General features: G+C 33.7%; 1 protein-coding gene. It reads left to right on the top strand.

The window, feature by feature from the left end:
• On the top strand, positions 1 to 258 hold a 258-nt coding region (locus SB658_RS25300; RefSeq protein WP_410603182.1), incomplete at both ends, for a hypothetical protein.

Below are 258 nucleotides of genomic sequence, written 5' to 3'. Positions count from 1 at the left end.
AAAAACTTACCGCATTTATTAGGAACAATTACGAACTTAGATGGAGCACAAAGTATGAGAGCGCTCGCATCAATTAAAGCTGAATTGCAAAAAAGACAACGCTTATTTGGGGAAAATGATGTAAACCATATTAATCAGTATCAAAAATTGTATAAAGAAGGCTTAGTAAGTGAACCGATGCCACATCTATTTTTAATTAGTGATGAATTCGCGGAACTGAAGTCAGAACAACCAGAATTTATGAAAGAGTTAGTTTCA

Origin of the sequence: Bacillus sp. SIMBA_008, assembly GCF_046535495.1 — a bacterium.
Classification (GTDB): domain Bacteria; phylum Bacillota; class Bacilli; order Bacillales; family Bacillaceae; genus Bacillus; species Bacillus subtilis.
Note: the sequence above shows the minus strand (reverse complement) of the source record. Positions and strands in the feature narration are given on the sequence as shown.